This is a genomic window from Nocardia sp. Tas62D01 (assembly GCF_055232035.1).
This window is the reverse complement of sequence record NZ_JBUYUZ010000001.1, coordinates 6,072,962-6,096,418: the sequence shown is the minus strand read 5'-3', so window position 1 is coordinate 6,096,418 and position 23,457 is coordinate 6,072,962. Positions and strand designations below refer to the sequence as shown.

Below are 23,457 nucleotides of genomic sequence, written 5' to 3'. Positions count from 1 at the left end.
CGGCCGGTACGTCATTCGGGCCCCGTCGCAGCGCTCCGCCCGGCGGCAATCAGGTCGATACGGATACATCTCCCGCAGTGTCGATCTCGGTGCGACGGTCACGATCGGGGGCGTTGGCGAGCACCGTGGCCAGGATCCGGCGGCCCATCGGCAGCACGCGGACGGTAACAGAGCCTGCGTTGGCCGCGTCCAATTCCCTTGTTGCCGAAGCGATTACCTGTTGACGCACCCATCTCGGCACCCCGGCGAAGCCGCCGTCGTCGAGCAGCACCACCTCGACTCCGCGCGAGCGGGCCCCGCGAGCCGCGCTGCTCAATTCGTCGGTGACCAGCTGCGGCGCCCGCAGCCCGTCGCGCAGTTCGGCCTCCAGCAGCCTGCACTGTTCGCGCTCGGCGGCGGTGAGTTCGGCCCCGCCCGCGATGCCTTCCAGGATCGGTCGGGCGACCTTGTCGAGGCGGGCCAGCTGTCGATCCCGCTCGCCATTCTCGGCGGCCATGGTCGCCTCGGCCGCGGCCCGCATGGTCGCTTCCTCCCGCAACAAGCGCAACGATCGCTGTGTCGGTCGCATGATCGCCGCACAGACCGAGATGCCCGCCACCGTCGCGACCGGGACCACCGACCCGACGACAACCCCCACCCGGACCCCGGCCACCACGCCGACGAGCCCGATCACCACCGCGATCCCGCCCACCCCGAGCCAGGCCGCGCCCAATCGGCCGCGCAGCACCAGTACCGCGAGGATGTAGGACGACGCGAACGGTGTCCACACCTGTTTGGTCAGGCCGTTTTCGATATCGATGGTGGTCAGCGCGGTCGCCACCGGTCCGGCCGCCGCGACGAACACGGCGGCGGGCCAGGGCAGCGGATCGACCGGTACCACCAGCACGAGCACGCCGGCCGCGACTATGATGAGCAGCGCGGAAACCGCTGGTATCAGCGGTGATTCGGCGAGATTGCGCACCATGTACAGCACGATCGTCAGCTCGAAGACGATCAGGAACAACCATGCCCACCGATCGCGCAGCCCGAGCAGGTCGCGTAGGCCGAATTCGGTATCTCGGTCAGCCATCGCCGCCCCAGACCAACGTCACCGTCGTGCCCTCCCCCGGTTGGGATTCCACGAATCCGGCTCCGCCTGCCAGTTGTCGCATCCGGCCGAGAATGCTCACCGAGATGCCGAGCCGATCGGCGGGCACGCGGTCGAGATCGAAACCGGCGCCGTCGTCACGGAACACCACACGAATACCGCCCGCGCTGACGGTGACGGTGACCGTCCGATGCACGACCCGCCCCGGCACGGTGGCGTGGCGCAGGCTGTTGCGCACCGCCTCTGCGAGCGCGGCGGCGATGGTGCCCGCGGCGTCCACCGGCAGCCGCAGATCATCGCGCCCGGCCCACCGGCGCGCGGTGAACCGGATCCCCGGATTCACCTCGTGCAGCGTCGAGCGCAGGAAGCCGACGGCCGATTGCGCGTCCAACCGGTCGGGTTCGGTGTTGTCGCCCCGGCATTCGTCGAGTTGTTCGAGGGTGTGTTCGGCCTGACGACGCAGCACCGGCGATTCGGTACCGGCCCGGGAGGCATCCAGCAGCGTCGAGAGCACCGCATCATGAATCAGCGCGGCGAATCTCGCGCGCTCGCGGTCCCTGGCCGCGGCGCCCGCCACCGCGGCCGCGCGCCGGCTCGCGATTACCGACTCGCGATCCACGCGCGCCCCCGCAGCGAGCGCATACGTGGTGCACCACAGGAACATCCCGCACAGTCCGGCCGCCCTGGCGAAGTCGCCGACCAGTGACCACGTCGTCGCGCCCGGCACCACAGACTGGTTCGCCAGCGCCGCCTCCACCACTGCGACCAGCAGGTAGATGATCGACAGCGGCGGCCGCCAAGCGAGACCGGCCACCAGGACGCCGAGCGCGAGCACCCGATACACCCACACCGAAGAGGCGTCCGGCACGGGCGCGGTGTAGGCGAACGGGATCATCGCCATCGCCGCGAGGAAACTCACCGCCGCCGCGCCCGCGACCGCCCGGATCACGCGTCTGCTGCACCGGACCGACACCACCGCGAGCACCGGGAACCAACCCAATGCCAGGCCGACAACCAGGGCCGTCCAGCCGCCTGCCACCGACCGGCTCTGATTGGCGATATCGGGAAACTCCACGACGGCGACGATCAATCCGGTGATGCCGACGGTCAGGCCCAGCCTGCGCAGAATGCGATCGGACGCGGGCTCGGCATCATTCTGCTGGGACATCGCCGCCAAACCACGGCACCAGCGACTCACCCGGAAACGGTCGAGCGTCGTCGTGGAATCCGCGGTAGGAGGGGTGTCCAGCGTGCTGGACGCGATCATCGGTGCGGATGCCGCTCGGGAACCGGTAGCCATCCGTCTTCCACCGCCCGCTTGTAGAGGTCGGTCTTGGTGGGAGCCGGACGACCGGCATCGGCGTACTTCTGTCGGATCCGGCCGAGGTAGTCGTTCACCGTCTGCTCGGAAAGACCGGTCAGCCTGGCCACGCGGGATGCCTTCTCACCCGAGGCGTACAGGGTGAGCACCTCTTCCTGACGTGGGCTCAGACCCACGTTGGACAGCTGCGGGTCGGCGTCGATGGCCGCGGCCCAGTCGGTGGTCACCACCTGCTCGCCGAACGCCGCGCGGCGCATCGCCGCGACCACGGTCGGCACATCCTCGGACTTGCGCACGACGCCGAGCACACCGGCCTTCGCCGCCGCACGCACCAGGAACGCGTTGTCCGCCCCGGTGAACACTAGGACCTCCATGCCGCGATTGCGGAGTGCACGCACGTTGTCCTCGGGCGAGGACCCGTCGGCCAGTCGCAGATCCAGTACCACCAGGTCCAGCGCGGGTTGCGTGTCTGTGGCGCGGCCGACCGCGGCGGCTAGCAGTTCCGGCACCGTGCCTGCCGTCAGCACCAAGTCGAGATCCGGTTCCGGCGCAAGCATTGCGGCGAGCCCGATCGCGACCGATTCGTGGTCTTCGACCAGTCCTATCCGGCGCGGCGGGTGCTCGCCTCCTTCGACCCAGGTCACCACGTACTCCCATCCCGAGTAACTCGTCCACAACCCCACCGGTACAACCTCACCGAGAAGTATGCCCGGCAAATGCTTCGAGACGTCAGCCACCAAAATCGGGGGCCACCCGAACGACACCCGTGCCACACGTTCGGCACCGGCGATACGGGAGCTTCAGGACATGAGTTGCGCGGCGATCGTCGCACCGAGTTCCCAGCACCGCTCGATATCTTCTTTACTCGGCGGCCCCGACACGATGACCGGCGCGGCAGCCTTCTCCCAACCGAGACCCGTAGTCACTCTCTCCACACCCCGTTCGGCACCCTCGGTCCCCTCATTGCCGTGCAGGTACAGGCTGTAGGGACGACCCCGAGTGGAATCGAGGCACGGGTAATAGAACGTGTCGAACGCGTGCTTGAGCGCACCGGACATGTACCCCAAATTCGCCGGACTGCCGAGAATGTAGCCGTCGGCGGCCAGTACATCGCTGGCAGTGACAGCCAACGCCGCGCGGCGCTCGACCTCCACACCCACGATCTCGGGATCCGTCGCACCGGACACGACCGCCTCGAACATCGCCTGCATGTGCGGTGAGGGGGTGTGATGGATGATCAACAACCGAGCCACGTCGCCGAGCGTAGCCGGTCACCGCGGGCCCGAGCCCCGGAAGCAGTGCGGGGGCCACGTCTGGAAGTGGTGGGCAGCCGTGGCTCTTTCGAGGCCTGACCGCGCCAGGCGGTCAGCCCTCGCCGTTTTCGGGGTCGGGCGGCTCCGTGGACACCGTACGGTCGCCCTGTTCGCGTTCGAATTTCTCCAGGGCCACCGCGCGGCGCATGGTTTCGCGGGCGCGGGTGCGGTCGCCGGCGTAGTCATAGGCGCGGGCCAGTCGGAAGGAGACGCGCCAGTTGTCCGGGTCGGCTTCCCATTCCTGCTTGACCTGGTCGAACAGCGCGTCGGCGGACTCGCGTTCGATGCGCCCGGAGGGGCGGCGCGGTAGGTCGGAGGTGTCGAGTTCCAGTCCCTCCTCGTGGATACGGCGGGCCAGGTGCTGATGGGACAGGGCCGCGCGCACGGTAGCGAAGACGATCCATACGCCGAGGAACGGCAGGATCAGCACGCCGATGCCGATGATGACGGCCGCAACGTTGCCGGATCCGATCAGGCTGAACGAGATTCGGCCGAGCAGCAGGAAATAGAAGCCAAGCACGAGCACCAGCGCCGCGAGTAGCGCGACAACCTTGCGGACCTCGGTGCTGCGGGCGGAATCCGCCGAGTCGACCGGTTCCTGTGCGTTCATGACCGAACCTCGGCTGAACCCATCGGGGCACCGATGGGTTCCGCGCTGAGCTCCTGCACCAATGCGCCCCGTCGGCGGTCGGCTCGGTCGTGCCTGCGCTCGATCAGGCTCACAGATCCAGCAACGGGTCGAGTCCGACGGTGAGGCCGGGGCGGTTGGCGATCTCGCGCACGCCGAGCAGTACGCCGGGGGCGAAGGAGTTGCGGTCGATCGAATCGTGCCGGATGGTCAGGGTTTCGCCCTGCGTACCGAACAGCACCTCCTGGTGTGCGACGAGTCCGGCCAGCCGCACCGAGTGCACCCGCACCCCGTCGACGTCGGCGCCACGCGCGCCCTCGAGCTCCGTGGTGGTGGCGTCCGGGCTCGGCCCGACCCCGGCGCGTTCGCGGGCGGCCGCGATCAGTCCGGCGGTGCGGTAGGCGGTGCCCGAGGGCGCATCGGCCTTGTTCGGGTGGTGCAGCTCGATGATCTCGACCGAGTCGAAGAATCGGGCCGCCTGCTCGGCGAACCGCATGGACAGCACCGCACCGATGGCGAAGTTCGGCGCGATCAGCACGCCGGTCTCCGGCCGCGCAGCCAGCCAGCCGCGTACCTCGTCGAGGCGGGCCGCATCGAAGCCGGTGGTGCCGACTACCGCGTGAATCCCGCGCTCCACCAGGAACTTCAGATTCCCCATCACCACATCGGGGTGCGTGAAATCGACAACGACCTGCGTATTCGTCTCGGTGAACACCTCGAGCGAATCGTCCTTGTCGACCGACGCGACCAACTCCAGATCGGCCGCTGCCTCCACCGCCGCACAGATCGCCTGCCCGACCTTCCCGTGTGCACCGAGCACTCCGACCCGAATGGTCACCGCACCTCCTTGTTCCGCTTCAGTACCGCAAGCCTATCGAGCGCGCCCGCACGGCAGTCCGCTGACCTCTGCGAATCACTTCGCGATGTGCACAGGCGCAGCGCAGACCCGCAGATTCATGTCGCCTGCCATATTTGCCGCCATCTTTTCGAGGATTCGCACCGTCTCGACGTACTGCTCGTCGGTGATGCCGTCGACCATCGCGCGCCGCCGCCGACCGATCCTGGCGAACGCCTCTTCGTGCGTCGCTCGGCCCGCATCGGTCAGCGCGAGCGTGCCCGCCTCATCGACCACCAGTCCGCGATCCACGAGTTGGGCAAGCTGAATCCCCCATTCCGCCGGATCGGTCCAGAACGGCGCGAGACCATCGCGGACTTCATCGGCTGGTCGCGTCCCATCGGCCAGCGAATGAAGCATCTGCCAGTGCCTACGACTGAGGCCGCCTGCCGCGAGATCCTCCGCGAACCGCTCGTCGACCAGGCGGTCGAGTTCCTTGAGCCAATAGCCGATCCGACGTTGCTGGGTCATCGTTCCTCCGGAAGCATGTAGAATGTACAACTACATGTAGTCTTACATGAAAGTTGAAGCCGTGGAAGAGCACGACCCGATCACCGAAGCCGTCGAAGCGGCAATGGTCCGAATCCGGCGCAGGCAGACCCGCGGCGCGCTGGCGGGCGAATCCCCCGCGCCCATTGCGGTATTCCGCGTCCTCGACGCCGTTGCCACCACCGACGCGGCCACCGTCGGAACCCTGGCGCCCGCACTGGGTGTCGACCAGCCGCGCGCGAGCCGCCTTGTCGCCCAAGCAGTTTCGTCCGGCCTGTTGGAGCGGTTAGCCGACCAGCACGACGGCCGCCGCGCCGTACTCCGTCTCACCCCCGACGGCCACGACCTGGTGGCCGCGGCCAGCGACGGTCGCCGCACTGCCATGGCCACCGCCATGTCGGACTGGACCGACCACGAACGTACCGAATTCGCCCGTCTACTGGTCCGTTTCGTCGACGCACTCGACAACCCTGCGTCGAGGAGCCGAACCAAGCCGGACGGTCGATGACGATCCGCGGAACCTATGCGGTCGCGGCCGGTTTCCTGAGCACTTCGAGCAGTGGCGCCTCCCTCAGTCGAAGACGATCACCTGGCGCAGCGCGTGGCCCGCGGCGAGTTCGTCCATCGCGTGGTTGATTTCGTCGAGGCCGATGTGCGCGGACACCAGCTTTTCGACGGGCAGCCGTCCGTCACGCCACATTCGGACGTACTCGGGGATATCACGGGACGGCACGGCAGAGCCCAGATAGCTGCCGACGATCGAGCGCCCCTGTGCGACAAGGGCTAGCGGTGAAATGCTCGCTCGCGCGTCGGGGGCGGGCAGGCCCACGGTGACCGTCGTGCCGCCGGGTGCCGTTGCGGCGACCGCGGTTTCGAAGGCGCGGATGTTCCCCGCGGCCTCGACCACCACTTCCGCCTGCATGCCCTGCTCGGCAACCTCGGCCGGGGTGTAGGCCGACGTTGCGCCGAGTTCCTTTGCGAGAGCGAGCTTTTCCGGGACCGTATCGACGGCGATCACCTCTGTGCCGCCCAGCGATACCGCCACCAACAACGCCGCCATACCGACGCCGCCCAACCCGACGACCATCACCCGATCCGCCGGACCGGGTTTCGCGGAGTTGAGCAGCGCACCGCCACCGGTCAGTACCGCGCAGCCGAGCACGGCCGCCACCTCCGGCGGCACGTCGCCATCGACCGGGACCACCGATCGTCGATCCACCACGGCGTAGGTGGCGAAGGCCGATACACCCAGGTGATGGTGTACTTCCGTGCCGTCACGGTGCAGTCGTCGGCCGCCGTTCAGCAGTTCCCCCGCATTGTTGGCGACGCTGCCGGGACCGCACGGCGTCCGTCCCTCGCTCGCGCAGCCCGCACATTCCCCGCAGCGCGGCAGGAACGTCATCACCACGCGCTGACCGACCGCGATATCGGCATCACCGGGCCCAACCGCCTCGACCCGGCCCGCCGCCTCGTGCCCGAGCAGCATCGGCACCGGCCGCACCCGATTCCCGTCGACCACCGACAGGTCCGAGTGACACAACCCGGCCGCCTCGATCCGCACCAGCAGCTCACCCGGACCGGGTTCGCCCAGCTCCAGCTCGCAGACGGTGATCGGCGCCGACTCGGCGAACGGCACGGGCGCTGCGATCCGCTCCAGGACCGCTCCACGAATCTTCATTCCGCCGACGCTACCGCCCGCGGTCCGCGCCGCCCAACGAATGTCCCCGAAGGCGGTCCGGAGGTGCAGTCGAGCAGCGCCGTCGGCGCCTGCGCGCGGTGCACCGTCGCGGGCGCGATCGCCCGATCGAGCGATACGGCTTGCATCACGAGAAGCTGGCGCATCAGCCGACATCGGTGTTAAAGTATTCGGCCGTGACGGTGCTCCTGTAGGCCGCCTTGTACCGAGCCCGGGGTCGGGACCGTCACGACAACAAGGAGAAATCCCCTGTCAGTACAGTTCAATCACACCATTGTCGGTTGCCGCGACAATCGGGTGTCCGCCGAATTCTGGGCGGACATTCTGGGCCTGGAACTCGGAAAAGGATGGGGCCCGTTCATCCCGCTTCCCACGGGTAATGGAGTCAGCTTCGACTTCGCGAACGTCCCGCCGCACATCACCGAAATCCAGCCCCAGCACTACGCCTTCCTGATCTCCGAGGCCGAGTTCGACACGGCCTACGCCAAAATCCAGCGCTACAAACTGGACCACTGGGCCGACCCCCGCCAACAGGGCGTCAACGAGATCAACCACAACGACGGCGGCCGGGGCGTCTACTTCCTCGACCCCAACGGTCACTTCATGGAACTGATCACCGTCCCTTACGGCGGCTGGCCGACGCAGTAGGACATGGGGCGGCCTCCACCCGGACGCCGCCCCGCTGTCATCCCACCGTGGGATCAGGCAACGGGTTGGTCGACGACAGAGTCACCTACTGGGCTGATCCGGTGCCGGGGGCCAGGGATTGGGTTTGACGCAGGTTGGTTTGCGGGTCGGGTTGTCGTCCCAGTCGAAGTGTGCGCCGACCCATGCCTTGGGGCGGTCGAAGCGGACTTCGTTGGCGGCGAATCGGGTGGTGCGGAATGAGATGTCGCCGAAGAAATCGGCTTCGGAGAAGTCGACGGTGCGGCCGCCCAGGGTGGTGCGGGCGAAGGTGACGGCTCCGTGGAATTCGGCTCGGGTGAAGTCTGTCTCGCGAGTTCCTTTGGTGCGCAACCGAGATGGGGCGCCGAACCGCACGTCGTCGAAGTCGATGGCGGTGGCGTAGAGCTGGGCGCCGGTGAAGGTGATTCGCGGGCTTATCAGGTCGGCGCCGGTGAAGGTGACTCGCTCGCCATCCAGCGTCACTCGTTCGAACGACGTGAGTTCGGCGCGAAACACCGCCTCCTGGAAGGAGGTTCGCGCGCCGAGGAAACGTGCGCCCTGGAAGGTCGTTCGCGAACCGCTGAAGGTGGCGCTCTCGAACGACGTCGGGCAATCGAACGTGACGTCGCAAAAGGTGGTGCCGAAGCCGGCGAGCTCGTTCTTCACGACGCGGGTCGATCCGAACTCGGCATGGTCGAACAGCGCCGAACCACCCCGGAACGTTGCTTCGCGGAAGGTGACGTGCGGACCGGCGAATGTCGCGTGCTCGAAAGTGGTAGTGCCGGTGAATATCGCGCGGGCGAACGAGGTATGCCGACCCGCGAACGCGGCGTGTCGGAAGTCTGCCTTCTCAAGGACCGCCCGGTTGAAGTCGAACTCGCAGTCCGACCAGGAGATGTCCGCCGGACGCCGCAGGTGATCGGCGATCACCTTGACGATGGTGCGGCGCACCTCGCCGTCGTTCTGCCGGAATTGGTAGAACCGTTCGACCTTGATCCCCGCTTCCTCGGTCGACTCGGCCCGCGAGACAAGATGATTCGACCCACCGTCGGGATCGTAGGGTAGTCGTAGGTAACCGCACAGCACCTCGATGCACTGCTGTCTTCGACTCGGTGCCGAGAACTCGTCGGCGACCCCCGCCATCGCATAGACCCCGGCGATCCGCACCGCCACATCCGCGTCACCCAACTGCCGCGCCGCCGCGCCGAACAACTCGGCGAACCGGCCGCGCTCCAGATCCCGCTGCCGCCGGTAGGCCACAACCAGAGCAACCGCACCGCCGACACCCGCCGCCACCGACAGCGCGATCTTGGTGAGGTCCAACTGATTCGGCGTTTCCGCCTTGGCCCCGAGCCCCAGCCACAGCAACCACCACGTGAGAGCCGCGATGACGAGTCCACCGACGACCGCGGTGAGCACCGCCAGCAACAACGCCGCGCGGTGCAGTCGGTCACCCAACCTCCCCCATCGCATCTCCGCATGGTAGCGGCATGATGCTTGTTCGTGGTGGATAAGCTGGCTCTACGGCTGGTTCCAGATGCGTTGTGGGACATCGCCGATCCTTTGATCCCACGGTTTGACCCGCGCCCGCAGGCGACAAGGGCTACGACTACTCGAGATCGCGGCGTTCCCCGTGCCCGGGAAGTCTGCGTTTGGGACGATGTCTCGTCTGGGTTTGGTTGTCAGTGGTCTGCTAGTTCAGTCCTGCGGAAGGTGCGGCGATAGGCGAGCGGAGATACGCCTACAGCTGTGTGCAGATGTTGGCGGAGTGAAATCGCCGTGCCGAAACCTGCTTGACTGGCAATCTCGTCGATCGAGAGATCGCTGGATTCGAGTAGGTGCCGGGCCCGGGCTATGCGTTGCTGGATCAACCAGCGGATGGGACTCATACCGACCTCGTCGTGGAAGTGACGGGCAAAGGTGCGCGAGCTCATGCGGGCATGCGCAGCAAGGTCAGCCAAAGTCAATGGCTCATGCAGATTCTCGATGGACCACCGTTGAGTAGCGGACGTTCCGCTTGCCGATGTTTCAGGCACAGGTTGCTCGATGTATTGGGCCTGACCACCGTCGCGCCATGGCGGAACCACGCACATGCGTGCCACATGGTTGGCGACCTCACTGCCATGGTCTGAGCGTATGATGTGCATACAAACATCCACCCCCGACGCCGCCCCCGCCGAACTCAGGATGTCGCCATCGTCGATGAACAAGACATCCGGATCCAACGCCACGTCAAGGAACCACTCGCCGAAAGTGGACGCCGCGCGCCAGTGGGTGGCTGCGGGTCGGCCGTTCAACAGCCCGGCGGCCGCGAGGACGAACGCGCCTGTACAGATCGACACGATGCGAGCACCCGGCCGTATGGATGCCAAGGCCAGTGCGGTAGTCGCAGGGAGTTCTTTCACGACAAATGACGGGTCGATCGACGGAATCACCGCAATGTCCGCCGTAGCGAGGACCTCTGGACCGTTCTCCACGGTGATCGAGAAGTCGGAATTGCTGCGCACCGGACCGCCGTCGACTGAACAGGTCAGCACTTCGTATCGACCATCCGCGGCACCGAAGACCCGGCTCGGGATGCCCAGCTCGAACGGATATACCCCGTCCAGGGCCAGCACAACAACACGGCGAGAAGACCCCATGGCCAGATCCTATCGGAAGTTGGCTATCTAGCCATCGTGCAGACAGGTCACCTTCCTCCAAGCTGAGTCACATGAGCAACCACGCAACCGATACAGCAGCGCCCACCATGCGCGCCATCAGCCAGGACGTACACGGCGGCCCCGAGGTGCTCCACCAAGTCCGCCTACCCCGGCCTGTCCCCGGGCTCAGTGAAATTCTCATCTCCGTTCGCGCAGCAGGTGTCAACCCCACAGACTGGAAGCACCGCGCCTTCGGTCTCTTCATCGATAGGCTCCCCCTGGTACTGGGTTGGGACGTTTCCGGAGTTGTCGAGGCCGTCGGGTTCGGCGTCACCCGATTCCAACCCGGCGACGAAGTCTTCGGCATGCTCCCCTACCCCAATGGGGTCGGGTCGCACGCCGAATACGTAACCGGACCGGCGCACGCGTTCACCCACAAGCCCGTTGGAATCGACCACATCCAGGCCGCAGCGCTGCCGCTCGCCGCGCTCACCGCCTACCAGGCGCTCGTCGACACCGCCAATATCCAGCCCGGACAACGCATCCTCATCCACGCGGCCGCCGGGGGCGTGGGTCACCTCGCCGTACAGATCGCCAAGGCCCACGGCGCGTATGTAATCGGCACCGCGAGCGCCGCCAAACACGATTTCCTGCGCGGCCTCGGCGCAGATGAGGTGATCGACTACCAGCGCGAGAATTTCACCGAGGTCGTCCAACCTGTCGACATCGTTCTGGACCCTCTTGCCGGCGAGGTCCGCACCCGATCGCTCGACGTACTACGCCGCGGCGGGATACTGATATCGCTCCTGCCCGGAGGTGAACCCGACGAGCAGGACAGGGCCGCGAAACTGGGCGTACGAGTAGCGACGCTACTTGTCGAGGCCGATCGAGCTGGGATGAAGGCAATCTCTGATCTAGCCGAGGCAGGGCAACTCCGCGCACACATCGAGGCCACCTTCCCGCTGGCCGAAGCTGCCAAGGGGCACGCGCTGGGGGAAACGAACCGCACCATGGGAAAGATCGTCCTGGTTGTCGAGGAACACGACACCGTGTAACCGATCAGTATAGGCGCGCATGGTGGCGAAATAGCCAGTGCTGCAATGGTTCTAGGACGAACAATACGGGGCGAACCATGGCGCAGAGAGGCTGATTGGGCCCCATCCATATGGATGGGGCCCAATGGAATCCAACTCGGCCACAACATGATCCAACACCACACATCACATCTACCAGCACCGACTCACACAGGTGCCGTTGCAGTACTAAGACACATTCAATGGCGGAGACTTGGGGAAGACCACTGGCAGCGCTGCCAGCGCCCGGTGGAACGGACCCGGCCGCCAAGTCAATTCCTCGGGCTGGACGGCCAGGCGCATCTCCGGCAGTGCATCGAGCAGCTGGTCGATAGCCTCCTGCGCAATCAGGGACGCCAACGGCTTGGCCGGGCACGCGTGCGGCCCGAGGCTCCACGCCAAATGCGAACGGTTACCTAGAAACTCTCCGTCGGAGAGCGCGGGGTCGTTATTACAAGCAGACAAGCTGATGACCACCGGCTGGTGCGCAGGCAGCCAGGTGTCGCCGATCAGGATCGGCTGCCGCGGATAGCTGGTGGCGTAGTTTGCCACCGGCGGATCGGTGAACAAGACCTCATCGAGCGCGTCGCGCGTCGACAGACTGCCACCCAGCACGTCACCTGCGAACCGGTCATCGGTAAGAATCAGCAGCAGCGTATTGACGATCAGATTATGCTGCGGCTCCAGCGCGGCACCGTACATGCTGATGACGTTCACCAGTATCTCCTCCTCGCTGAGATCGGCTGGGTGCTGCACGAATCGGGTGACCATGTCGTCGCCGGGTTCAGCGCGTTTCTGAGCGATCAGCTCCATCAGCGCTTCACTGAGCATCTTCATACCCAAATCGGCGTTGTCGTCGATGGCGTTGAAGAGGTGGGCCATGCCGGTCGCGACCCGCTGGCCCAACGCCGGTGAACAGCCCAGCATCTCGTTCAGGCCCGCGAAAACGAGGGGGAACGCGTATTGACTGAGCAAATCGGCTTCGCCGGCCTCGCAGAAGGTATTGATCAGCCCGGTGGCCGTCTTCTCCACTGCGGCGTGCCGGCCATACAGGTCGACGCCGTCGATCGCCGCGACGTTGGCTTGCCGGTATCGAGCGTGCAACGCGCCCGCATTGCGCGCCACGCCCGGATACCACCTCATCATAGGCTTGACCGGGCAGCTGTCGGGAATTGACTCTTCCCACACCCGCGGATCGGCCGGGAAATGCTCGGGATCGTGCAGGATCCGCACGGCCTCGCGGTACCCGATCACCAAGGTGGCGGGTACCTCCGGAGCCATCTCCACCGGCACGAAAGAGCCATAGCGGCTGCGCATCTCGCGATAGAGGCGGTGTGGGTCCGCAGCGTATTCCGGGGTGTACAGCGCAATGCGTGGGCCGTCGGCGCCCACCGACGATCGGAAGGGGGTGGTCAAATGCGTGACTCCTGACGCGAATGAACAAGGAACTCGACGAGGTTGATCGGGGATTGCACGCACGTGCGCCGATCACGTGCGTCCAGAGCGGTCAAAGGGGTACGCGGCGCGAGGTCGAGCGCGCGTCGCGGACTTCGTCGAACGTATAACGTTCCACGCCATCGAACTCACGAATACCGCACTCCACGCTCCTCGAGAAGGTGGAGCACCTCATCGGCTTGCTCGATCCGCCGGGCGTCGACCAGCATCAGCGCGCCGAGCGCCGAGCGCGACTGCTCAGCAACATCGCGGCCATATTGAGTTCAGCCAATTATCTTGTCGCACATCAACTTGCCTCCTTCGATCGCAGCCCGAGTAGAGACACATCGTGCAGCACAACCGATTACGACACACCGAAAGCGAATAACATCGACGTGAGACACCGCCTTAGTACTGCAACGGCACTCGGGTGATCGAGTGCTGGTAGATGTGGCGTGTAATGTTGGATCGTGTGGCCGAGCACCGGCCTGGCTGGCTGCCTCGAAAACCGTTGCAAAATACCGCCGGTCCCGAATCCGATGCACGTTTGGTCGGACCGAGGGCGTCGCACTCGAGTCCGCGGGTGAGGACCCTCTCATCAGCCCAGCGCGCGGTCGAGATTGAACGCGGCGCTGATTAATGCCAGGTGGGTGAATGCCTGTGGGAAATTGCCCTGCTGTTCCCCGGTGTGGCCGATCTCTTCGGCGTATAGGCCGAGGTGGTTGGCGTAGGTGAGCATCTTCTCGAAGGCCAGCCGGGCCTCGTCCAGGCATCCGGCACGGGTAAGCGCCTCGACGTACCAGAAGGAGCAGATGGAGAAGGTACCTTCCTCGCCATTCAGGCCGTCCGGGCTGGCCTGCAGATCGTAGCGCCAGACCAGGGAGTCGGATACCAGGTCCTCGGTGAGCGCGTCGAGAGTCGATAGCCACTTGGGGTCGGTGGGGGAGATGAACTTGGCCAACGGCATCATCAGCACCGCTGCGTCGAGGACTTGGTCGTCCTCGTGTTGGACGAACGCCTTACGGGCCTCGGACCAGCCCTTCTGCATGATCCGCCGATAGATCGTGTCTCGGGTTCGTCCCCAGCGGGTCAGCTCGCCGGGCAGGCCGCGGTGCCGTGCAATGCGCATGGCGCGTTCTATCGCCACCCAGCACATTAGCTGGGAGTACAGGAAGTGCTTACGTCCGCCGCGGGTCTCCCATATGCCTTCGTCGGCTTGGTCCCAGTGGTCGCAGACCCATTCGACCAGGACACATACCGCGTCCCAGTCGTCGCCGGAGATGGGCTGCCCCCATTTGTCGTAGAGGTAGATGGAGTCGATCAGGGCGCCGTAGATGTCGAGTTGGAGTTGGTCGGCGGCGGCATTGCCGATGCGCACCGGCGCTGATCCCTGGTAACCGTCCAGGTGTGGCAGCTCCTGTTCGGGCAGGTCAGTCCGGCCGTCGATGCCGTACATGACCTGCAGCGGTCCGGAAGGTCCGTCGCCGCGGACGTCGATTCGCTGGGTCAGGAAGGCCATGAACGCCTCGGCCTCCCCGGTGAAGCCGAGTCTGACCAGTGCGTAGACGCAGAACGCGGCGTCGCGAACCCACACGTAGCGGTAGTCCCAGTTGCGTTCCCCGCCGATCTGCTCGGGCAGGCTGGCCGTCGGCGCGGCGACGATCGCGCCGGTGGGGGCGTAGGTGAGCAACTTGAGGGTCAGCGCGGAGCGGTGCACCATCTCCCGCCACCGGCCGCGGTAACGCGAAGAGGACAACCAGCGCTTCCAGAACGCCACCGTGGCTGTGAACTCCCGCTCGGCTTCCTCGTACGGGCAGCGGCGCGGTGGCACCTCGCCGCTGATCCGGTCCAACGCGAACACTGTGGACTCGCCGCGGGCGAGTTTGAATTCCGCCAGCACGTCCGGGCCGTCGCGTTCGAGCGGAACGGTGGCGGTCAGTGCGAGCGACAGCGTCTCGGACTCGAAGAGTGCGGCTTGGTCGAGCATTCGCACGGTGTGGGGCTGGGTGCCGTAGCCGAAACGGGGAGCTACCCGGGCTCGGAACGGGATCGATCCGCGCACGCACACCACCCGTCTGATCAGCCGGTGCCGGTCGGCATCGCGGGAGTCCGAGACGGGCATGAAGTCCTGGATCTCGCCCAACCCGTCCTCTGTGAAGAACCGGGTTATCAGCACATTGGTGTCGGGGAAGTAGAACTGCTTGGTCTTGGCCGGTGCGTTGGCATACAACTGGAACGATCCGCCCCGCTTGGCGTCGAGTATCGACGCGAAGACGCTGGGTGCGTCGAACGACGGACAGCAATACCAGTCGATGGCACCGTCGGTGCCCACCAAGGCCACCGTGCGAAGATCACCGATCAGCCCGTGCTCGGCGATCGGCAAGTAATGAGCGGACCCGATCGGGCCTTGGTACGTCGATGCTTCGACCATCACAGCAGCCTCTCTACCTTCCATAGTGCGCCGGACAACGACGTCTCGGCCAGCGATTGCCTCGGCAGGGCACCCGACGCCGGGTATCAGGGCGTCGGCTGCGTTCTGGACGGCAAGCGGGGAACATCGGCCCGGCCGAGCGCAGCCTCTCCCAACCGAATCCGCGCCAACTGGGCGGCGTTTGCAATCATCGGTCTCCGAAGCTTGGCGTTGCCTCGATCGGAGCCGGAATCCCGAGCGCCACAGTCAGTTCGAGGATCGTCTGCGGATCGTCGAGTCGGTCGCCGAACAGCTGGCGTAGTTGCGTCATGCGGTATCGCACGGTTTGGGCATGCACAAACAGATCTGCCGCTACGGCGTCGCGTTGGCCCTGGTGCAGCAGCCATGAGCGCAGTGTTTCGACGAGCCGTTCGAAGGTGTTCGGGCGCAACTGCGACAGCGGCGCCAGTACCTGGCGACGCAGGTCGTCGGCGGCGTCGCGGTCGGCGCCGAGAACCAGGGCAGCAAGGTGCTTGTCGGTGTCGAACACGTCTGCGTCGCCGACGGATGCCAGATCACGCGCCCGCAACACACGATGGTAGGAGGACTGGGCCCGGATCCATTCGCGCGCCGGGCCAACCACGGCCTGCCTGCCCCGCAACAGCCGCAGCAGCTGGGGCCGATGGGGGCCCTCCATATCCGGCACGAGCAGCACGACGACCGACTCCGACGTGTCGATGCCCGGTAGGTCCTCACTCAGCCACAGCGTCGATTGGCCGAACCGGGATACCACGCCGCGCGTCGAGGCCAGGGGCAGCAGCACCGCGGTCAGGGTGGCCGGTGGAAGCCAGTGGGCACGCTCGGCGTTCACGAGCAGGTTTTCGGCCGGCTCCCCCGTGAGCAGGCTCGTGCCCAGTCGATCGAGATAGCGCTGCCGGACCCGGCCCGATGTCGCCAGTTCCTCGGCATGCCCGGAAAGGCTTGCGGCGGAGAGTTCGTCAATGAATGCAAACACCAACTCGGCGAACCTGGCCACGGTGGCGGCAGGCACGCCACCGTCGACCGCAATGGCTGACAGCTCACGCCAGGCCACCCGCGCGCCGACACGGTACGCCGACAATAGTGCGTCCATCGAGCGTCCGTCACGGGCCTCGCCGCGGCCCAACTCGTAGGCGCCGTCGAGCGCAGGCGCAAGCGGCGCGCTCGGATCGGAATGCTTCGAGCGCGTGACCCAGCGGAGGAAGGCAACCAACGCCAACCGGACGGCGTTCTCGATATTCTTGCCCATTCGCCCGATGAACGCGCCCGCATAACTGGGCACTTCGGCCGTGATCGCAGCAACCGCCTGTTCGGCGACTGCCGGCAGTCTGGCCCGGAGAGCCACGACGATGACGTCGTCCAAGTCCAGCTCGGTGACCACGTCAAGCTCAGGCGCTTGTTCTGCCAAGAAACTATTCCCTACGAACAATATTACTGGGATGTTTCACTCTCGATGGACAAGAGTTTACACACGCGCAGGGGTGAGTGTGGTCTTATGACAGCAACACTGCACAGGCCGTCGGCGGTCGGCGCGCTTCGCGATCGGGTCGTCAGGTTCGCGGAATCGGTCACTACACCGCTGGTTCCTGCGGACTATTTCGACATCGTCGACCCGTTGCACTCCGGCGCCGGCTTACGAGGTCGGATCGTTTCCATACATCCGGAGACTCTGGATGCGGTGACTGTCGTGATCAAGCCGGGACGCGGCTGGCAGACGCATGTGCCCGGCCAATATGTTCGTCTCGGCGTCGACGTCGACGGTGTCCGGCAGTGGCGGGCATATTCGCTGACCTCCAAGACCGACCGCCCCGATGGGTGTATCGCGATTACTGTCAAGGCGATTCCGGACGGCAAGGTCAGCAACTACCTGGTCCGGCGAGCCACCGCAGGGACCATCGTTCAACTCGATCACGCGGTAGGCGAATTCACGCTCGGCGTCGAACTGCCGCGGAAGATTCTCTTTCTCACCGCGGGCAGCGGTATTACACCGGTTATGGGGATGCTGCGAAATATGGTCAGTCAGCCGGCGGACATAGTCGTCGTGCACTCCGCTCCGACGTCGGACGATGTAATTTTCGCCGGTGAGTTGCGCCTCATGACACGGAATGGCCGAATCCGGTTGGTAGAGAAGCACACCGACACCGACGGGAGGCTAGACGTTGCCGAACTCGACGATCTGGTCGACGACTTCGCCGAGCGCGAGACGTGGGCTTGCGGGCCGACCGGCCTGCTGGACGCACTCGAGCAACACTGGATCGACGGTGGCATCGCCGATCGTCTGCACACGGAGCGGTTTCGGCCGACCGTGGTCACAGCCGGTGAAGGCGGCACCGTCCGCTTCGCCAAATCGGACACCATCCTCGAAACAGAGGGATCTCAAACATTGCTCGGCGCAGGCGAAGCCGCCGACGTCCTGATGCCATCGGGTTGCCGGATGGGCATCTGCTTCGGATGTGTCGCACCACTGCGAGAAGGCGCCGTACGTGATCTGCGCACCGGCGAAATCACCACTGCCGCACCAGGTGACGGTGTGCTGATTCAAACGTGTGTGTCCGCGGCTGCGGGCTCATGCCACATCGACCTGTAAGGACTGATAATGACTACTTTGCAACGCAAGGAACAAAACCCGATCGCTCATCTCAGCAACGAAGACGTCGAGAACCTCGGCAAGGAACTCGAGGTCATCCGGCAGCAGGTGATTTCGACGCGTGGCGAGCGTGATGCAGCCTACATTCGCACTGTCATCGACTTTCAGCGCAAGCTCGAGCTCGGCAGCCGGGGGGCCCTACTGTTCTCTCTATTCCCGCCCGCATGGCTCGCCGGCACCGTTGGGCTGTCGATCTCGAAGATCATCGAAAACATGGAGATCGGCCACAATGTGATGCACGGTCAGTGGGACTGGATGCGAGATCCGGCGATCCACTCAGCCACGTGGGAGTGGGACAACGCCTCACCGTCGGACATGTGGAAGCACTCGCACAACGAACTCCACCACACCTACACCAACGTTGTCGGCAAAGACAACGACCTCGGGTACGGCATCATGCGGGTGGACGAGGACCAGCGCTGGGTGCCGTTGTATCTCGCGCAGCCGTTGTGGAACTTCGTCAACGCCTGCTTGTTCGAGTACGGCATCGCCGGATACGACCTCGAGATCGGCAAGTATTTCCAGGGTCTAAAAGACAAGGACGAGTTCCGTCGTCAGGGTAAGAACGTGCTCGCGAAGATCCGTCGCCAGATGACGAAGGACTATCTTCTGCATCCATTGCTGTCGGGCCCATCGGCGCTCACCACGCTGACGGCAAACATGACGGCCAACTTGGTCCGTAACCTCTGGACGCATTCCGTCATCATGTGCGGACATTTCCCGGAGGGTGTGGAGACGTTCGAGAAGAAGTCGATCGACGGCGAAACGCGCGGCGAGTGGTACCTCCGGCAGATGCTTGGTTCCGCCAACATCACTGGCAGCCCGCTCATGCACTTCATGACCGGCAACCTCTCGTTCCAGATCGAACACCACCTGTTCCCGGACCTGCCGAGCAATCGGTACCAGGAGATCGCACCGAAGGTGCGTGAGCTCTTCGAGCGCTACGAACTGACCTACACCACCGGTTCGCTGGTCCAACAGGTCGGCTCTGCCTGGAAGAAGGTGTTCCGTCTCGCGCTGCCCAACGACTTCCTGCGCAAGGCAACCGCGGCCGCGAACCCGGCGACGTTGACACAGCTCATCTTCGGAGAGCCGACACCCCCGAATACTGAAGCAGCCTAACTGTCGCCAAGATCACGCATAAAAGATCCTCGACAATGACACTCTATCCTGCGCTATTTATTGCACTCTCATCGGCCGGATGGACAGCAATCATGTGGGCCAGCAGCCGCCAAACGTCGCTTACCACTGCTGCACCCGACGAGCGAACCCACGCCACACCGGAATCTCCCCCGACTGTGACCGAAGCCCACAAATTGATGCAGCAACATATGGAATGCGACATCGACTCTTGTGGTGCTAAGGCCGCCGCTTTCGACATGCTGGTAGACGTCTGCCACATCGTTCCAGACCGCTCCTACATCATGCACCGATGATGGAGGACAGCGGCCTGAGCCGCTGCCTTCCAGCGAATCCCACCGCAGGGCTGACCGGTAACGGCGCCCTGAAGGGAAGACGCGGGGCTCCACGGCGGGCCCCGCCGACCCCGTCACCAACGACGAACTCATCGCCAAGTACCGGGCGCTGGTCGGCCAGCTGCTGCCTGCCGAACGACGCGCTCCAGCAGCGGTACTGACCCTCGACGAACTCACCGGCGTCCGCGAACTAGCCGGCGCACCCCGAAACCTGGATGCCGCGACCGGAATACGCAATACCGACGGCCCAGGGTCGGGTGGCCCGCCGTGGGGTCGAGCTGTTTGGTATCGAGCTTCACCACCGACACCCCGCCCGGAACCAGGCTGATGCTGGGTGCGATCTCGGGGGTGACGGAACTCGGTGAGACGTACACATCCCCGCCGAGCGAGAGCCCCCCGCGCAGGTCGACCTGACATCCGACCAGATATCCGGTGACCAGCGTGCCCTTGGTGGTGTTGTCCACCGTGGCGAAGACGACCCCCGTCACACTCGCCGTGCGCGAGAGGCCGTTGGCGGCCAGCGACGGCGCGACGACCGCTTGTTCATTTGGTGAAAGGGGTTCGACACGCGCTGACTTCGCAAGATCAGTCCATTTCAATGTCCGAAATGCGCATTATGTGAAAGGGCTTGGAATCTGCTGTGCGCCCGGATTCTCGACCGAAAATCATTTAGTACAGCCCATGTCGGCGCAGCCGAATTGAATTACAACCATGCAAGACGCCGTCTAAATCGACTCATCCAATGGAAATATGCTTGTGGAATTACCGAACTTCATCATTCTACCGCGGGCGCTTATCGTGGGATAATGTCTGTTTCATGCGCGACGAACAGAATTCGCCCGGCTCATCGGGGAACGCCACGGGGTACGACACCCCCCCGGTCGACCCTGCGCTTCGGGGCTACCTGGACCTGGACAAGGTGTCGAAGCGCGCCGAATTCCCCGACGACCCGGATCTGACCGAATCGTGGCTGTCAGATGGCTGGGAACCGCTGCTGCGCAGCTGGATCGAGCAGGCCGCCCGCGCCGGGATCATCGAACCGACCGCCATGCTGTTGGCCACTGTGAAACGCACCGAACGCGGTCCGCGGCCGGCCTCGCGCACGGTGCTGTGCATGGGGCTCTCACTCGAGGGTATGACTTTTTACACCGATTGCGGGTCCCAGAAGGGTGAACAGTTGGCCGACGTGCCCTACGCCTCGATCACCTTCGTCTGGCCCGCACTGGGCCGGCAGGTGCATTTGAGCGGCCCGGTGCGGCAGATCCCACCGGAGATGACGGCTGTGCATTGGCATTCACGCCCGCGCAGCGTGCAACTGGGCGGCTTGACCTCGCAACAGTCCCAGCCAATCGCCTCGCGGGCCGAACTGGAGCGGGCGCACGCCGAGGTCACAAACCGTTTCGCGGATGTGGAACAGCTGCCCGCCCCGGCGAACTGGGGCGGCTACCAGGTGAGGCCCGAGCAGATCGAATTCTGGCAGAGACGGCGCGGCCGGCTACACAACCGGATCCGGGTCGAGCTGGACCCCGACGGCATCGACGTGGCAGCCATGAAGATCACGCGCCTGCAACCCTAAGCGGTAAATACCACTGGCCCTGGGCAGCCTGATCTCAACATCCGCTCGTCGGTGCGGGTTCAGGCGGTTATCGCTAGACTTCACGAGTTCTCGTCATCGCGCATCACAACCCCGTTCACCACGAGAAACACGGTGTTGCGCCGACCCATTAAGACCGCAACCTTGATCGGATTCTCCCGGCGCAGGTGATCGATGAACGCCTCACCCTCAGCTGACGTCCATTGCTACCGATACAACCCGGTGAACCGCACCAGCCGCTCGATCAACCCAATCCGCGGCCCGACCCTCTGCTCGCGTAGAAACCGCGCCGACTGCTGCCGTGTCCACTGCCAGCCCCTAATGCTCCGGTCGTACCACCAGGGATACGGTGGTTTCACCGACCTGAACATTGTTGCAACAGACGCAATTCCGCCTGTTAACCGGCACATTGCCGTCCTCCTGGCCGTGCCGAATCCGCACCGGCACAACGGTATCGGCAGGGCCAGAAACAGGCCTAGACGAAAACCCATGGGAATGAGGGGATGTCATGGCCGGTCACGTGAGTTCGGCTCAATTCAGCGCCATCTGCTTGCCGGCACCACACCATCCCCCACCGAGACGGACCACCACCTCGTCACCTTCGGCCTCACCGACCTCGGGCTTGCGGTACTAGCGCGTGTCTCCCAATTGATTTGGTGACCATGCGGCAGCATGGTCACCGTGGTTGCGGTTGGTGATCGGTACCGGGTGTTGACGGATGCGCAGTGGGAGTTGGTGAAGTTACGGCCCACGCGCCCTTCGGATTTCGGCAACACACCGTCTGCCACGGCCCGAACACCGGCGGCAGGGAGGCGGACCGGGAGCGGGAACGCAACGAGTGGGAGGGCAGGCCCCGGCCACCACGGGCCACCCGGGGAGGCTCCGCAAGCCGCTCGCGCTCCGCTACCGTCATCTGCGGCGCTACACCCTTGTTCACCGTCCCCACGGTTCTGATCGGTTCCGTGGACGGGACCGTTTCGGTGCGCACCGCGCCTGGGACGGACGCGACTACCAGTAACATCGGCCGCGAGGCTCCCGATCCTGAAGCTGTAGCTCGAGAGTCACCACTAAGGAGACTCAGTATGCCCGCCCGAGCCAGGGTGTTGTTCGTAACCGATCTCGCCTACCAAGCCAGCGGACGGCGGTACTGCGACGAGGACATCTTCCTGACTTCCCGGTTACGCAACCACTTCGACATCGCGCTGTGCCACCCACGCGACGCCGCGGCTCTGATGGATCCCTTCGACGTGGTCGTTGTCCGCAATACCGGCCCTGTGCTGTATTACCAGAAGGAATACGACGCCTTTCAAGTGCAGGCCACAGAGAACGCCACCCGGGTCTACAACCCGCTCACCGGCTGCGGCGACATGGCCGGCAAACAGTACCTGCTGGACCTCACCGCTGCCGACTATCCAGTCATCCCCACCATCGACCAGATCCAACACCTCGACAGTCTGCCCGAGGCAAGCCAATACGCGGTCAAGCCGAAGGTCGGCGCCGACTCCATCGGCCTGACCTTCGTGACGCACAGCGAATTGAGCAATCTCACCTACGGCTCCATCCTCGTCCAGCCGCGCATCAACTTCCGCTACGAGGTCTCCTTCTACTACATCGATGACACCTTCCAATACGCCCTCCACGCTCCCGACCCCGACCAGCGCTGGGGCCTGCAGCCCTACGAACCCACCGACGCCGACCTCCACTTCGCCCGCCGTTTTATCGACTGGAACTCCCTCGACCACGGCATTCAGCGGGTCGATGCCTGTCGCACCCAGGAAGGTGACCTCCTCCTGGTCGAACTGGAAGACCTCAACCCCTACCTTTCCCTGGACCGCCTCTCGCACCAGGCCCGCGACGCCTTCGTCACCAGCATGACGGCCTCCCTCCACCGGTTCCTGAACGCCACGCCGCACTCCTGACCCTCAGCGCGCGGAACGACCTGGCATTCTCATGCGGGCCACCGCTTGTTGCTCGAATTTGGCCCGGCACCACTAACCGACACGCGGGTCGAGTGGTGTCAAAATTCGTGTCCTGTGCCAGCGATGGTG

The 23,457-nt window shown here is 64.9% G+C and carries 21 protein-coding genes; 7 read left to right on the top strand and 14 right to left on the bottom strand.

The features are described from left to right. Positions 1-49: 49 nt before the first annotated feature. The 7 genes from ACV7NQ_RS29000 to ACV7NQ_RS28970 form a co-directional block, all read right to left on the bottom strand. Positions 50-1,069, bottom strand: a complete 1,020-nt coding sequence (locus ACV7NQ_RS29000; RefSeq protein ID WP_463362504.1) for a hypothetical protein — start codon at positions 1,067-1,069, stop codon at positions 50-52. Further along, a complete protein-coding gene (locus tag ACV7NQ_RS28995) occupies positions 1,062-2,387 on the bottom strand; it encodes an ATP-binding protein (RefSeq protein WP_463362503.1) in 1,326 nt (441 codons plus the stop codon). The genes ACV7NQ_RS29000 and ACV7NQ_RS28995 overlap by 8 nt, the downstream gene beginning before the upstream one ends. Further along, a complete protein-coding gene (locus tag ACV7NQ_RS28990; RefSeq protein WP_463365860.1) occupies positions 2,351-3,052 on the bottom strand; it encodes a LuxR C-terminal-related transcriptional regulator in 702 nt (233 codons plus the stop codon). The genes ACV7NQ_RS28995 and ACV7NQ_RS28990 overlap by 37 nt, the downstream gene beginning before the upstream one ends. Positions 3,053-3,208: 156 nt before the next feature. Further along, complete coding sequence (locus tag ACV7NQ_RS28985) at positions 3,209-3,661, bottom strand: flavodoxin family protein (RefSeq protein WP_463362502.1); 453 nt, start codon at positions 3,659-3,661, stop codon at positions 3,209-3,211. Between the two features lie 112 nt (positions 3,662-3,773). Further along, positions 3,774-4,331 carry a tetratricopeptide repeat protein gene (locus ACV7NQ_RS28980; protein WP_463362501.1) on the bottom strand — a complete coding sequence of 186 codons (558 nt, stop codon included), beginning with the start codon at positions 4,329-4,331 and terminating at the stop codon, positions 3,774-3,776. 109 nt (positions 4,332-4,440) lie between these two features. Further along, positions 4,441-5,187, bottom strand: coding sequence for a 4-hydroxy-tetrahydrodipicolinate reductase (gene dapB, locus ACV7NQ_RS28975; RefSeq protein ID WP_463362500.1), 747 nt, complete (start codon positions 5,185-5,187; stop codon positions 4,441-4,443). A gap of 75 nt (positions 5,188-5,262) precedes the next feature. After that, positions 5,263-5,715: a MarR family winged helix-turn-helix transcriptional regulator gene (locus ACV7NQ_RS28970; RefSeq protein ID WP_463362499.1), complete on the bottom strand. Its 453-nt coding sequence runs from the start codon at positions 5,713-5,715 to the stop codon at positions 5,263-5,265. A gap of 46 nt (positions 5,716-5,761) precedes the next feature. On the opposite strand from ACV7NQ_RS28970, the gene ACV7NQ_RS28965 reads away from it, so the two are divergent. Next, the gene (locus ACV7NQ_RS28965; protein WP_463362498.1) at positions 5,762-6,241 is read left to right on the top strand and encodes a MarR family winged helix-turn-helix transcriptional regulator; all 480 of its coding nucleotides are present in this window, start codon (positions 5,762-5,764) and stop codon (positions 6,239-6,241) included. A 63-nt stretch (positions 6,242-6,304) separates the two neighbouring features. Here the strand turns inward: ACV7NQ_RS28965 and ACV7NQ_RS28960 are convergent, their stop codons facing one another. Continuing rightward, positions 6,305-7,411 (bottom strand): alcohol dehydrogenase catalytic domain-containing protein, encoded by a 1,107-nt coding sequence (locus ACV7NQ_RS28960; protein ID WP_463362497.1) that lies wholly within the window; start codon positions 7,409-7,411, stop codon positions 6,305-6,307. A 267-nt stretch (positions 7,412-7,678) separates the two neighbouring features. Between ACV7NQ_RS28960 and ACV7NQ_RS28955 the strand changes: the two genes are divergently transcribed. Continuing rightward, a complete protein-coding gene (locus ACV7NQ_RS28955; RefSeq protein ID WP_463365859.1) occupies positions 7,679-8,077 on the top strand; it encodes a VOC family protein in 399 nt (132 codons plus the stop codon). Between the two features lie 81 nt (positions 8,078-8,158). Here ACV7NQ_RS28955 and ACV7NQ_RS28950 read toward each other — a convergent pair whose 3' ends face one another. Both ACV7NQ_RS28950 and ACV7NQ_RS28945 read right to left on the bottom strand, forming a co-directional pair. Beyond that, positions 8,159-9,553 (bottom strand): pentapeptide repeat-containing protein, encoded by a 1,395-nt coding sequence (locus tag ACV7NQ_RS28950; RefSeq protein ID WP_463362496.1) that lies wholly within the window; start codon positions 9,551-9,553, stop codon positions 8,159-8,161. A gap of 224 nt (positions 9,554-9,777) precedes the next feature. Further along, complete coding sequence (locus ACV7NQ_RS28945) at positions 9,778-10,737, bottom strand: GlxA family transcriptional regulator (protein WP_463362495.1); 960 nt, start codon at positions 10,735-10,737, stop codon at positions 9,778-9,780. A gap of 71 nt (positions 10,738-10,808) precedes the next feature. Here ACV7NQ_RS28945 and ACV7NQ_RS28940 point away from each other — a divergent pair, with 71 nt between their 5' ends. Next, positions 10,809-11,792, top strand: a complete 984-nt coding sequence (locus ACV7NQ_RS28940) for an NADP-dependent oxidoreductase (protein ID WP_463362494.1) — start codon at positions 10,809-10,811, stop codon at positions 11,790-11,792. 207 nt (positions 11,793-11,999) lie between these two features. Here the strand turns inward: ACV7NQ_RS28940 and ACV7NQ_RS28935 are convergent, their stop codons facing one another. The 3 genes from ACV7NQ_RS28935 to ACV7NQ_RS28925 form a co-directional block, all read right to left on the bottom strand. Further along, complete coding sequence (locus ACV7NQ_RS28935) at positions 12,000-13,226, bottom strand: cytochrome P450 family protein (RefSeq protein ID WP_463362493.1); 1,227 nt, start codon at positions 13,224-13,226, stop codon at positions 12,000-12,002. 616 nt (positions 13,227-13,842) lie between these two features. After that, on the bottom strand, positions 13,843-15,675 hold the full coding sequence (locus tag ACV7NQ_RS28930; RefSeq protein WP_463362492.1) for a glycoside hydrolase family 15 protein: 1,833 nt from the start codon (positions 15,673-15,675) through the stop codon (positions 13,843-13,845). Positions 15,676-15,862: 187 nt separating this feature from the next. Beyond that, complete coding sequence (locus ACV7NQ_RS28925) at positions 15,863-17,101, bottom strand: PucR family transcriptional regulator (RefSeq protein ID WP_463362491.1); 1,239 nt, start codon at positions 17,099-17,101, stop codon at positions 15,863-15,865. A gap of 87 nt (positions 17,102-17,188) precedes the next feature. On the opposite strand from ACV7NQ_RS28925, the gene ACV7NQ_RS28920 reads away from it, so the two are divergent. Both ACV7NQ_RS28920 and ACV7NQ_RS28915 read left to right on the top strand, forming a co-directional pair. Next, positions 17,189-18,280, top strand: a complete 1,092-nt coding sequence (locus ACV7NQ_RS28920; RefSeq protein WP_463362490.1) for a ferredoxin reductase — start codon at positions 17,189-17,191, stop codon at positions 18,278-18,280. Positions 18,281-18,289: 9 nt separating this feature from the next. Continuing rightward, positions 18,290-19,462 (top strand): fatty acid desaturase family protein, encoded by a 1,173-nt coding sequence (locus ACV7NQ_RS28915; protein WP_463362489.1) that lies wholly within the window; start codon positions 18,290-18,292, stop codon positions 19,460-19,462. A 526-nt stretch (positions 19,463-19,988) separates the two neighbouring features. Here the strand turns inward: ACV7NQ_RS28915 and ACV7NQ_RS28910 are convergent. After that, positions 19,989-20,414, bottom strand: a complete 426-nt coding sequence (locus ACV7NQ_RS28910; RefSeq protein ID WP_463362488.1) for an MspA family porin — start codon at positions 20,412-20,414, stop codon at positions 19,989-19,991. A gap of 218 nt (positions 20,415-20,632) precedes the next feature. Here ACV7NQ_RS28910 and pdxH point away from each other — a divergent pair, with 218 nt between their 5' ends. Next, entirely contained in the window at positions 20,633-21,391 is a 759-nt protein-coding gene (gene pdxH / locus ACV7NQ_RS28905) for a pyridoxamine 5'-phosphate oxidase (protein ID WP_463362487.1), read from the top strand. A 1,100-nt stretch (positions 21,392-22,491) separates the two neighbouring features. Continuing rightward, a complete protein-coding gene (locus tag ACV7NQ_RS28900; RefSeq protein WP_463362486.1) occupies positions 22,492-23,328 on the top strand; it encodes an ATP-grasp domain-containing protein in 837 nt (278 codons plus the stop codon). Positions 23,329-23,457: the final 129 nt, after the last annotated feature.

Coding starts and splice junctions, on each gene's coding strand:
- ACV7NQ_RS29000 (WP_463362504.1), bottom strand. CDS start 1,069: ATGGCTGACCGAGATACCGAATTCGGCCTACGCGACCTGCTCGGGCTG.
- ACV7NQ_RS28995 (WP_463362503.1), bottom strand. CDS start 2,387: ATGGCTACCGGTTCCCGAGCGGCATCCGCACCGATGATCGCGTCCAGC.
- ACV7NQ_RS28980 (WP_463362501.1), bottom strand. CDS start 4,331: ATGAACGCACAGGAACCGGTCGACTCGGCGGATTCCGCCCGCAGCACC.
- ACV7NQ_RS28970 (WP_463362499.1), bottom strand. CDS start 5,715: ATGACCCAGCAACGTCGGATCGGCTATTGGCTCAAGGAACTCGACCGC.
- ACV7NQ_RS28965 (WP_463362498.1), top strand. CDS start 5,762: ATGAAAGTTGAAGCCGTGGAAGAGCACGACCCGATCACCGAAGCCGTC.
- ACV7NQ_RS28960 (WP_463362497.1), bottom strand. CDS start 7,411: ATGAAGATTCGTGGAGCGGTCCTGGAGCGGATCGCAGCGCCCGTGCCG.
- ACV7NQ_RS28945 (WP_463362495.1), bottom strand. CDS start 10,737: ATGGGGTCTTCTCGCCGTGTTGTTGTGCTGGCCCTGGACGGGGTATAT.
- ACV7NQ_RS28940 (WP_463362494.1), top strand. CDS start 10,809: ATGAGCAACCACGCAACCGATACAGCAGCGCCCACCATGCGCGCCATC.
- ACV7NQ_RS28930 (WP_463362492.1), bottom strand. CDS start 15,675: ATGGTCGAAGCATCGACGTACCAAGGCCCGATCGGGTCCGCTCATTAC.
- ACV7NQ_RS28920 (WP_463362490.1), top strand. CDS start 17,189: ATGACAGCAACACTGCACAGGCCGTCGGCGGTCGGCGCGCTTCGCGAT.
- ACV7NQ_RS28915 (WP_463362489.1), top strand. CDS start 18,290: ATGACTACTTTGCAACGCAAGGAACAAAACCCGATCGCTCATCTCAGC.
- pdxH (WP_463362487.1), top strand. CDS start 20,633: ATGCGCGACGAACAGAATTCGCCCGGCTCATCGGGGAACGCCACGGGG.
- ACV7NQ_RS28900 (WP_463362486.1), top strand. CDS start 22,492: ATGCCCGCCCGAGCCAGGGTGTTGTTCGTAACCGATCTCGCCTACCAA.